This is a genomic window from Wandonia haliotis (assembly GCF_039523435.1).
GTDB classification, from domain to species: domain Bacteria; phylum Bacteroidota; class Bacteroidia; order Flavobacteriales_D; family Crocinitomicaceae; genus Wandonia; species Wandonia haliotis.
This window is the reverse complement of sequence record NZ_BAAAFH010000011.1, coordinates 814,475-825,343: the sequence shown is the minus strand read 5'-3', so window position 1 is coordinate 825,343 and position 10,869 is coordinate 814,475. Positions and strand designations below refer to the sequence as shown.

The window sequence follows — 10,869 nt, the reverse complement described above, 5'->3', positions numbered from 1 at the left end:
ACGATTGATCATGTTTAGAAAGTTTTATAGATACGAGATTAACTTACTCTTGCTGGCAGTTTTTATAGGTTGCTTCAGTTTGTTTGCTAAGTGCACATCGGTAAGCAGCGCCACCGGCTCTTTTGGAGATGCTTTTGAAGCACTTATCCAGACAACTGTCTGTCAGCACCCTCTTTTACGTGTCGGATTGTTCTTCTTTTCGGTATTTCTTCTGTACAGGTGGTTTCGGTTACTAAAAGTAAAAAAGAATCAGGGTGCAGACAAATAGAATAAAAAAAGCCGGGAGAAATATCCCGGCGCTTATGCCTATTTTTATTGTTTGATAAAGACATTTTTTGCTTCTGTGAAAAAGCGAAGAGCTTCCCATCCTCCTTCGCGACCAACTCCGGAAGCTTTCATTCCTCCAAAAGGTGTCCGGAGATCACGAACTAGCCATGAATTAAGCCAAACGATACCACTTTGTAACTGATCGGCCATCCGGTGTGCTCTTTTGAGATTGGAAGTCCATACAGTTGCACTTAGTCCATATTCGGTAGAGTTGGCCATGGCAATAACTTCTTCTTCTGTGTCGAAAGGCATGATCGTAACTACCGGACCAAAAATTTCTTCCTGATTTACACGACAGTCGAAAGAAAGGCCTTCAATAACCGTTGGAGCAAGATAGAACCCATTCTGGTAGGGGGCAGGAAGAATAACCCGCTCACCTCCCGTAAGTACAGTACCACCTTCTTCTTTTGCTAATTCAACATAGGACAATACTTTGTTCATATGTGCTTCGGACACAACCGCTCCCAAATGAGCTTGCGGGTCTTCCGGGTAAGAAACTTTTGCATTTTTCACTTTCTCAACAAATGCGTTTCTGAACTTTTCATAAATCGGACGTTCAATGAAAATTCGGGAACCACACAGACAAATCTGTCCCTGATTCGCAAATGAAGAACGCATCGTTGTTGAAAGCATATCATCAAAATCACAATCTGCAAAAATGATATTCGGATTTTTCCCACCTAATTCAAGAGAAAGTTTCTTAAACATGGGAGCTGCGATACTAGCAATCGTTTTTCCAGTTTGTGTTCCGCCTGTAAAAGAAATGGCTTTAATGTCTTTGTGTCGAACCATGGCATCTCCGACTTCATGTCCGTATCCGTGTACAATATTCAATACACCATCCGGCATTCCGGCTTCCTTACAAACCTCTGATAAGAGATACGCTGTCATTGGGGTTATTTCTGATGGTTTGGCAATGACACAGTTTCCGGCTGCCAATGCCGGCGCAATTTTCCAGGTAAACAAATAGAGGGGAAGATTCCACGGAGAAATACATCCCACAATTCCGATAGGCTTGCGGAGTGTATAATTAACCCCGACACCTTCCATATAGTGAGACTCCGATGAAAAGTGAAGAATTCCTGTTGCAAAAAACTCAAAATTGGAAACAGCTCTGGGAATATCTACATGAGCAGCAAGTTTTAGCGGTTTTCCATTGTCTCTGGATTCTGCATGAACAAATTCCTCCATTCGGTTTTCTATGCCCCGGGCAACCTTCATCATGATGGATGAACGATCTTCTTTCGGCATATTGGACCAAATTGTGTACGCTTCTTTTGCCGCAATTACTGCCTTTTCAACGTCAGCTGAACCGGATTGAGGAATTTTGGCGTAAACCTGACCGGTTGCCGGTTCTACATTGTCAATAAAACCACCATTCTCAGCATCAATAAAAGTTCCGTTTATATAGTTCTTAATAATTTTCATACATCGGATTATTTGTTCAAAAATAGTCATTAATCTATAAATCAAAGGAAGGGTTGTAGGTATGGTTTATACTTTTCAAAAACAAGGGGGAAGTATAGACTCGAATAATATCAAAGGATTTAAGCGCAGAACCCTTTCTTAGAACCTCTTTTATTTCCTATTTTTGCAGTAAAAAGCGAAAGAATGTCCAGGTTATTGATCAAGAATATAAAAGGTTTGGTACAGGCGGGGGAAAATTTACCCCGGACAGTGAAAGGAGAGGAGATGAAAAAACTACCCGTAATCGAAAATGCCTTTTTGGCAGTAGAAAACGGGAAAATACTTTCGTACGGACCTATGGAGGATATGCTTGGGATTGATGACTGGCGTAACCTGGAGATAATTGATGCCAGCGGTAAATATATTCTACCTGCGTTTTGTGATAGTCATACACATGTTGTGTTTGCAAAAAGCAGAGAAGAAGAGTTTGTGGATAAAATCAATGGGTTGAGTTACGAAGAAATTGCTGCCAAAGGAGGAGGAATACTCAATTCTGCACGTGTATTGGGAGAAACAGATGAAGAAGAACTGTACAGATCAGCATGGAATCGGTTGGATCAGGTAATGTACTCAGGAACGGGAGCAATCGAAATTAAATCAGGATATGGATTAACTCCTGAAGCTGAATTGAAAATGTTGCGTGTTATTAAACGGTTACGTGAAAATCACCCGTTGACGATTAAATCAACATTTTTGGGAGCACATGCTTATCCGAAAGAATTAAAAGAAAATCATCCGGAGTATCTGCGACAAATCAAAGAGGAAATGTTACCCGTGATCCACGAAGAAGGATTGGCAGATTATATCGACGCTTTTTGCGAAAGAGGCTATTTTTCGGTAGAAGAGTTGGTAGAAGTGATGAATGCAGGGAAAGCATACGGATTAATTCCTAAAATTCACGTCAATCAATTTTCTATTTTAGGAGGAGTAAAGGCGGCTGTAGAGCACGGTGCTTTATCTGTGGATCACCTGGAAGAAATCAGTGAAGAAGATATTGCAGTACTGAAAGGAAGTACTTGTATGCCGACCGTATTGCCCAGTTGTTCTTTCTTCTTGAACATTCCTTTTGGAAAGGCGAGAATGATGTTGGATAACGGTTTGCCATTGGCGTTGGCTACAGACTTTAATCCGGGAACTACACCGAGCGGAAATATGTTGTTTTTATGGTCGTTGGCTTGTATAAAGTTGCGTCTTACTCCGGAAGAAGCGTTGAACGCAATGACAATTAATACGGCATACGCCATGGGATTATCAGAAACACACGGAACAATTTCAGAAGGTAAAGTTGCGAATCTGATCATGACAAAAGAGATTCCTTCGCTGGCATATATTCCATATTCTTTTGGAGAGAATACAATTGATACCGTACTGATAAATGGTAAAATAATGTAATCCTCTTCACGTTATTTTACAGTAACCCTGATAAATTGACTAATTTTGAACAAAATTTTCGGATATGAGTGATACATATACATTAGCAAAGGCACTACAGGCGGTTGAAACATTCCACGACGCATTTGGCATTGCAAATAATTACGAACCAACGACAGGTCTGAATCCGGAAGAGGTAGAACTGCGTTATAACCTGATGCGGGAAGAAAATGAAGAGTATCTGGAAGCAGCAAAAGCAGGAGATCTTGTTGAGATAGCGGACGCGCTTGGAGATCAGTTATATATTTTGTGTGGAACGATACTTAAGCATGGATTACAACATAAAATCGTTGAAGTGTTTGAAGAAATTCAGCGTTCGAATATGAGTAAGCTGGGAGCTGACGGAAAACCGATATACAGAGAAGACGGAAAGGTGCTGAAAGGAGAAAACTATTTCCGACCGGATATCCAGCGTATTTTAAACCCCTAATACCAGACGTTTATGCATTTGCGAATTACGATACTAACCCTGATGACCTTATTGTTTGCACATCAGGCATTATCTGCATTGGTCGTTACATGTCCGACAGATAAAAATGAAAATTTTGAACCCGGTTGTGGTTTTGCTATCGGCGATTACACAGGAGAAGTTGTGATCCTGGAAAGTGATGGAATGACATTTATTAATCAGGTACAGGTTCCCGGAACGGTTATTAATCAAACGACAACAATCCAGATTATTGTTACTGATGAAGGAGGAAATGTAGAATCCTGTTACTTTGACATTATTCTGCCTCCGCTTCCCGAGGTAACACTTTCCAGTACCGAGCCTTTTTGTTACGGAGATGCGGGAGGAAGCGTAACAGCTAATGTTACCGGTGGACAAGCTCCTTACACATACCTTTGGACGACAGGTGAGACAGGAGCTTCTATATCCGGTCTTACGGCTGGCTCATACGGTGTTATTGTAACAGATGCAAATGACTGTCCGGTTTCAAGAGAGACAACCGTAACTGAGCCCCCGAGAGTTGTTTTGGATCTTAATGTTCTTGTTTTATCCGGAGGACATAATGTGTCTTCAAAGGATGCCGAAGATGGAGAAGCATCAGTGACAGCAACAGGAGGAACACCTCCTTATGTATGGCTTTGGTCTACCGGAGAAACAACATCTTCTGTTTCAGGATTAGGAGTTGGTGAGTATTGGGTAATGGTAACTGATTTTAACGGTTGCGTGGATACCGCCTCTTTTCAGTTAGTGGCTCCGTTTATTATTAATGTACCGGTAGCTATCTCTCCGAATGGAGATGGATTGAATGATACGTTTGTAATTGCAGGAATTGAAGACCATCCGGAAAACAGTCTGCTTATTTTTAACCGAAGAGGGGATATTGTTTACCAGGCGGAGAATTATGCCAATGATTGGGACGGAACTGCTAATGCAGATATGCAAATCGGGAGTTCTGAGCTTCCGGACGGAAGTTATTTTTACCATTTACAAATTAAAGACCATCCCGAAGTTATTCGAGGGAGTGTACTAATAAAGAGAAAGTGATGAAGAGAGGTCTACTATACCTGATGATATGTTTGGGAGGGAGTGCGGTAGCACAGACCGGTATGCATTTTTCCCAGTATATTTTTAATTCACAAACCATTAACCCGGCTTACTTTAATCACCGTTCTCCGATTTCAGCACAGGTAACTTCCCGTGTTCAGTGGATGAATTACAAAGGTGTTCCGAATACCCATGCAGCTATGGGACAATACAATATCGGAGATCACCACACGGTAGGATTGGTGGCTGTTAATGACAATATTGCCAATAACAATACTTTCCAGATCAGTGGATCCTACGGATATAGACTGAATTTAGGAAAGAGAGCACAATTAGCGTTCGGAGCCAGAGTAGGTTACGGAAATCAGACAATGAATGTCAAAGGATATCTGAACGATACCTATGATCCGGTTTTATACTCACGCAGATCGGTACATCACTTCTCAATCGGAGCGGGGATATACGCTGCCGGAGACCGTTTTTTTGTCGGAGTTTCTGCTCCCAATCTTTTTAATAACGGATTGGCAGAGAAAGGAATTGTTACTGACCTTGACAGAGGAACTTATCACCTGATTGGTGGAGTTAAAGTAGCGCAAACCAAAAAGTTTATGTTCTATCCGACGATGGCTTTCAGTCTCACACCAAATACACCGTTGTATGCCTCTATGGATTTGAATTTCATGGTTAATAACGGGCTGTGGTTGACAACCGGTGTTAATTCTAATATCGGAGTAATGGCAGGAATTGGTTATCTGTTTGACAATGGGCTACGCTTTTTATACAACTATGGATTTTCTTTCGGTGCCTATAACAAATTTGGTGGGGGAACGCATGAAATTACAATCGGGTACTCCAAAGACTTATTTAGACCTGAATTTTCCAAGCGTCGGTATACCAACGGAAAAGGGGAACTTAAGTCCTACCGAAAACAAAAACGACGCTATAAATAATAGCAGGAATGAAGAAGTTCAACGTTCGGGTTTACGGAATTGTGTTTAACGACAAAAAAGAATTGCTTGTTGCTCATGAAACCCGGGGGGACATGAATATGACAAAATTACCCGGCGGAGGACTGGAATGGGGTGAAGGTCTGAAAGAAGGACTCGAAAGGGAGTTTGTTGAAGAACTGAACTGGGTTGTTGAAGTAAACGAACTGTTTTACCTGACCGATTATTTTCAGGTTTCTTCTCTTAATTCGGACGATCAGGTACTGTCTGTTTATTACTACGTAAAGAAAGTAGCGGAAAGATCGGAACCTCATGTCGCGAATGAGGGAGAGATAATTGATTTTGAATGGGTTTCCGGAGATCGTTTGGGAGGTATGGAATTTACCTTCCCGATTGATAGGCTTGTGATCCGCAGATTGATTGATAAACACTACTACTGATAATGAAAAATTGGATTATCGTACTGTTTTTACTGATTACTACTTCATTCCCGTTATCTGCACAGTACAAGAAAATAGGAGGCGTTAATTTGGCCTCGGCTGAGTTCGGACCACAACCGGAAAGCGGTATTCCTGCTTTGAAACGAATTCAAGCAAATTGGATCGCTTTGACTCCTTTTGCTTATATGGATAGTAAGACCGATCCGGTTATTCATTATCGTACCGAGCGTAATTGGTGGGCAGATATTCCTGAAAATATGGTATCCGTTGTTCAGGATGCAAGAAAATATGGTTTTAAACTGATGCTGAAACCACACTTTTGGGTTGAAGGCTCTGGTTGGGCAGGGACACTTACTTTTGAAGAAGAAGGCTGGAGAACATGGGAGAAGAACTACGAACAGTTTATCATGGAACAAGCACAGTTTGCAGAAGATCATAAAATTGAGATGTTTTGCTTTGCTACCGAACTGAAATCAGCAGTTAAGAATCGTCCGGAGTTTTTTACCCGCATCATTCGAAAAATTCGTTCGGTGTATTCAGGAAAGTTGCTGTATGCAGCTAATTGGGATGATTACATGCGTATTCCATTTTGGGATCAGTTGGATTACATTGGGGTCGATGCTTATTTTCCTGTGACAGAGACAGTCACACCATCTGTTGACGAAGTAAAAACAATCTGGATCGATTTTGCAAATCAACTCAGGGACTTTAGCTACCGGAAGCGAAAGCAAATTATTTTCACTGAATACGGATACCGGAGTATTGATAAACCGGTTTGGAAACAATGGGAGATTGAGTGGGTGTCGGATTCCTTAAATGTTAATTTACAGGCTCAGGTAAATGGATATGAAGGTTTGTTTCAGGCAGTTTGGGATGAATTATGGTTTGCCGGTGGTTTTTTATGGAAATGGTATCCGGAGAAAGTACATTACACCGGGTTAAAAGCGAATTCAGACTATACCCCACAGGATAAACCTGCTGAAAAGACGATCGCAAAATGGTACGGAAAAATTTATAATCAGACTTCTACGGGTTCGAACAAACAGTCCGGAAAATAAATTACGATTACTTCTGATGCTTATAGAAAAATAACTGATCCTGATTGATCATTTGTGAAGTGTCAGGAGCCTTTTTTATGATAGGAGCTATCGTTCCTTTTCCAAATCTGACGGGACCGATAAACTGATAGGCTTCATCCCACAGTCCGGAATCGATAAAAGATTGCAAAGTATAGGCTCCCCCTTCAATATAAACAGATAGCTGACCGAGTTGATATAACGCTTCACAAACGGATGTAGGCGATAAAGAATCTACTTTATAGTAGTGGATCGCTCCTGCTTTTTCTTCTTTGACTTCATTTAGAATAACTCCGGGCTTTCCATCGGTATAGATTAGAGAATCCGGAGCTGCTTTCAAATGTGGATCAATAATGATCCGTAACGGATCTTTACCAGAAATTTCACGCACAGTAAGCGAAGGGTTGTCGTTCTGAATCGTTTTCCAGCCTACCAGTATAGAAGCTTCTTCTGATCGTTGTTGGTGAACAAGAACTTTCGATTCAGGTCCGGTTATCCAACTGACGGTTCTTGAAGGATCAGCATTGTCCATAAAACCATCTTGTGACTCAGCCCATTTCAGAACGATATACGGGCGTTTTTTCTGATGAAAAGTAAAAAAGCGCCGATTTTGTAACCGGGCTTCTTCTTCCAGTATTCCTGTTTCTACTTCAATGCCTGCATTTTTCAATCTTGAAATACCTGCTCCGTTCACTTGCGCAAAAGGATCAACAGTAGCAATAACAACTCGTTTGAAGTTATGATGAACCAATAAGTCCGCACAGGGAGGTGTTTTTCCATAGTGGGAACAGGGTTCCAGTGTTACATAAATGGTACTTTCGGCAAGTAACGATTTGTCCTGTACTGAGTTTACGGCATTTACTTCAGCGTGGGCTTCTCCACACACTTGATGATATCCCTCACCTATAATAGTATCATTATGAACGATTACAGCACCGACAAGTGGATTAGGGTAGGTGTAAGCACCTCCGAGTTTAGCCAATCCCAAGGCACGTTGCATGTATTTTTGATCTGTTGACATACCGTACAAATGTACAAAGTTGCAGTAAAAAATAAAGGAAAGGGCTTGTTTATCATTCATAGCTGTGAGGAACGGGTAGGTTTATATATCTTTACGAGGTAAATCAAACGGATAAAATAACTATGCAAAAGAAAGTGAGTATTGTTGGTTTTGGGAATGTAGGGAGGGCTTTAGCGGCTTACTTTCACAACTCCGGAATCGCGGTACAGCATATTTTTTTACGGGATGGAGCAGAAGTGCCAAAAGGGTTTGATTTTTCTTTTCGTTATCTTTCTGAAGTTAAAGATAACTCGGATGTTGATCTCATCATAGTTTGTGTGGGAGATCGACAAATCAATGAGGTGATAGAGCAATTACCTTCTGAAATCACTGTCGCATACACTTCGGGCAGTATAGGGTTGAAGGATCTTCAGCGAAAAGAAAATATAGGCGTTTTTTATCCACTACAGACTTTCTCAGGCAATCCGGTTCAGGATATGCGCACAGTCCCGATTTTGCTGGAAAGTAATTCGGATGAGGTGCTTTCATGTTTGAGAGCGTTTGGAGAAAAATTGTTTGATCGAGTTGAAACAGCTGACTCGGATACCAGGGGGGAATTGCACATTGCCGCTGTTTTTGTGAATAATTTCACGAATCATCTGTACTATCTGGCGGAAGAATACACACGCAAAGAGGGAATAGATTTTCAATTGTTACTACCTCTCATAAAAGAAACAGCAGCCAAATTGAACCATACATCTCCGTATGATGCACAAACCGGTCCTGCAAGGAGGGGAGATGATATTGTACTTTCAAAACATATATCCCGCTTGGAGGGAATACAAAAGGAGTTGTACGAATTATTCAGTACTTCGATAAAAAAGACGTATGAAAAAAAGTTATAAACAGTTATTGCATAAGATTACCACGTTTATGTTTGATGTAGACGGGGTGTTTACTAATGGAGACGTAATCCTAATGGAGCATGATATTGTTCGTGTTTTAAACTCCCGCGATGGGTATGCGGTACAGTATGCTGCCAAAATGGGGTATCGGATTTTAATTGTCACCGGAGGAAGCTCTGTACAGGTTGAAAAACGCCTGATGAATTTGGGAGCAACGGAAGTACGTTTAAGTTCCTCGGATAAACTGAAAGTGTATCATGACTTACAGGAAAAGTATGGTTTTCAGGACGATGAGGTATTGTACATGGGAGATGATATTCCGGATTACCGGGTAATGGAAAGAGCTGGAGTTGCAGCCTGTCCGCAGGATGCAGCCGTAGAAATTAAAGCAATATCGGATTATCAATCTCCTTATAATGGAGGTAGGTATTGCGTCAGAGATGTAATCGAGCAAACTTTGCGGGTACAGGGTAAATGGTTCAATGAAGAAGCGCATCACTGGTAAATGAAAAAAGTGGGGGCATCAAATAGTGTAATTCAGATGTTGCTATTCGTAGCAGCTTGGATTACTTTGTATTTTGCCTTGTATACAACCGGAATACTTACAGAAGCTCCCGGGAGTCTCAACCTGATTCAATGGGATGCCTCCTGGTATCAGTCAATTGTGGATGGAGGGTATGCATATCGGGAAACAGAACAGAGTAATGCAGGTTTTTTTCCCGGATTTCCAACACTCTGGAGAATGTCCGGTTTGGGAGCTTCGGGGATTTCTGTGATCAATGCTCTTCTATTCTTCTCTGGAGTATTTATTCTGATCAAACAGGTACGGGCATCTGCTTTTGAACTTTTATATCTGGTAACATTACCTTCTGTATTTTTCTTCTTCGCACCTTATTCAGAAGCATTGTTCTACATTTTTGGAGTAGGAATTATCTATGCCTGGAATACTAAAAAAATGGTATGGCTTCTGGTGTTTGGAATAGGAGCCTCATTTGTACGCCCCATGTTCTTCTTTCTGATTCCGGCAATCGTGCTGGCTTTTTTGCTAAAAGAAGGATGGAAAGAGAAAACCAGATGGCACTACATTAGTTTATTGGCATGTGTTATTGTTGGGGCCGGTATCGGATTTGGGGTGATTGGTATGCAGACGGGAGATTTTTTTGCCTATAGTAAGTCACAGGTAGAACATTGGAATCATGGATTCGGAATTCCCTCGTTGCCTTTTACAACCTGGCGGGGTGCCAGAATCCTTTGGTTAGATACTTTTGCTTTATTCTTTACTTTGCTTTCTGGTGTCCTTCTTTTGAAAGAGATCCTATCTGTTGTTGTTAAAAAGAAAAAGACGGAGTTAGATGCTATTGAATTGATCAGCCTTGGATATATTTCTATGATACTGGTGTATGTTCTGTTTTTTCACCCGGAAGAGGAAGGGAGAACCTCGTTACTCAGTATGAACCGCTACGTATTTTGTAGTCCTTTTCTTCATTATCTTCTAGTGAAGCGAATAAGGAAAAGTGTACCTTCTTTCAAAAATATTTCCCTATTCCTTTTACTCATAGTTGTAACATTACTGGTTGTTGGATTCCCTTTTTCGAATGTTGTCGAATGGGATCACGCACCGGTTTTCTATTATTCGTTCATTGCCTTGTTTTTAGTTGTCCAGTCCCTTGTTTTTTTTCGTTTTAAGTTTAGTATCTGGTTACAGATTACAGTCTTACTAATGAATGTGCTACTACAAATGTATTTATTCAATAGTTTTCTGAAAGGCAATTGGGTGGGATAGA

The 10,869-nt window shown here is 41.0% G+C and carries 12 protein-coding genes; 10 read left to right on the top strand and 2 right to left on the bottom strand.

What is annotated here, in order from left to right:
• The first annotated feature begins 10 nt into the window (after positions 1-10).
• The gene (locus ABDZ97_RS12085; RefSeq protein WP_343787971.1) at positions 11-268 is read left to right on the top strand and encodes a hypothetical protein; all 258 of its coding nucleotides are present in this window, start codon (positions 11-13) and stop codon (positions 266-268) included.
• A gap of 44 nt (positions 269-312) precedes the next feature.
• Here the strand turns inward: ABDZ97_RS12085 and ABDZ97_RS12080 are convergent, their stop codons facing one another.
• Positions 313-1,755 (bottom strand): aldehyde dehydrogenase, encoded by a 1,443-nt coding sequence (locus ABDZ97_RS12080; RefSeq protein ID WP_343787969.1) that lies wholly within the window; start codon positions 1,753-1,755, stop codon positions 313-315.
• A 183-nt stretch (positions 1,756-1,938) separates the two neighbouring features.
• Between ABDZ97_RS12080 and hutI the strand changes: the two genes are divergently transcribed.
• The 6 genes from hutI (at position 1,939) to ABDZ97_RS12050 (ending at position 7,162) form a co-directional block, all read left to right on the top strand.
• Positions 1,939-3,186: an imidazolonepropionase gene (hutI, locus tag ABDZ97_RS12075; protein WP_343787967.1), complete on the top strand. Its 1,248-nt coding sequence runs from the start codon at positions 1,939-1,941 to the stop codon at positions 3,184-3,186.
• Between the two features lie 64 nt (positions 3,187-3,250).
• Positions 3,251-3,655, top strand: a complete 405-nt coding sequence (locus ABDZ97_RS12070) for a pyrophosphohydrolase domain-containing protein (protein ID WP_343787965.1) — start codon at positions 3,251-3,253, stop codon at positions 3,653-3,655.
• Positions 3,656-3,667: 12 nt separating this feature from the next.
• The gene (locus ABDZ97_RS12065) at positions 3,668-4,717 is read left to right on the top strand and encodes a T9SS type B sorting domain-containing protein (protein ID WP_343787963.1); all 1,050 of its coding nucleotides are present in this window, start codon (positions 3,668-3,670) and stop codon (positions 4,715-4,717) included.
• Entirely contained in the window at positions 4,717-5,667 is a 951-nt protein-coding gene (locus ABDZ97_RS12060) for a PorP/SprF family type IX secretion system membrane protein (protein ID WP_343787961.1), read from the top strand. Before ABDZ97_RS12065 ends, ABDZ97_RS12060 begins: the two co-directional genes overlap by 1 nt.
• Positions 5,668-5,675: 8 nt before the next feature.
• Positions 5,676-6,104 carry an NUDIX domain-containing protein gene (locus tag ABDZ97_RS12055; RefSeq protein WP_343787959.1) on the top strand — a complete coding sequence of 143 codons (429 nt, stop codon included), beginning with the start codon at positions 5,676-5,678 and terminating at the stop codon, positions 6,102-6,104.
• A 2-nt stretch (positions 6,105-6,106) separates the two neighbouring features.
• On the top strand, positions 6,107-7,162 hold the full coding sequence (locus ABDZ97_RS12050) for a glycoside hydrolase family 113 (protein WP_343787957.1): 1,056 nt from the start codon (positions 6,107-6,109) through the stop codon (positions 7,160-7,162).
• Between the two features lie 7 nt (positions 7,163-7,169).
• On the opposite strand, the gene ribD is transcribed toward ABDZ97_RS12050, so the two are convergent.
• Positions 7,170-8,201 (bottom strand): bifunctional diaminohydroxyphosphoribosylaminopyrimidine deaminase/5-amino-6-(5-phosphoribosylamino)uracil reductase RibD, encoded by a 1,032-nt coding sequence (ribD, locus tag ABDZ97_RS12045; RefSeq protein WP_343787955.1) that lies wholly within the window; start codon positions 8,199-8,201, stop codon positions 7,170-7,172.
• Between the two features lie 122 nt (positions 8,202-8,323).
• Between ribD and ABDZ97_RS12040 the strand changes: the two genes are divergently transcribed.
• From ABDZ97_RS12040 to ABDZ97_RS12030, 3 genes are read left to right on the top strand one after another with little or no spacing between them, the layout of a single operon-like run.
• Positions 8,324-9,085, top strand: a complete 762-nt coding sequence (locus ABDZ97_RS12040) for a Rossmann-like and DUF2520 domain-containing protein (RefSeq protein WP_343787953.1) — start codon at positions 8,324-8,326, stop codon at positions 9,083-9,085.
• Complete coding sequence (locus tag ABDZ97_RS12035) at positions 9,069-9,590, top strand: KdsC family phosphatase (protein ID WP_343787951.1); 522 nt, start codon at positions 9,069-9,071, stop codon at positions 9,588-9,590. The genes ABDZ97_RS12040 and ABDZ97_RS12035 overlap by 17 nt, the downstream gene beginning before the upstream one ends.
• Positions 9,591-10,868, top strand: coding sequence for a hypothetical protein (locus ABDZ97_RS12030; RefSeq protein WP_343787949.1), 1,278 nt, complete (start codon positions 9,591-9,593; stop codon positions 10,866-10,868). It abuts the gene before it with no gap.
• Position 10,869: the final 1 nt, after the last annotated feature.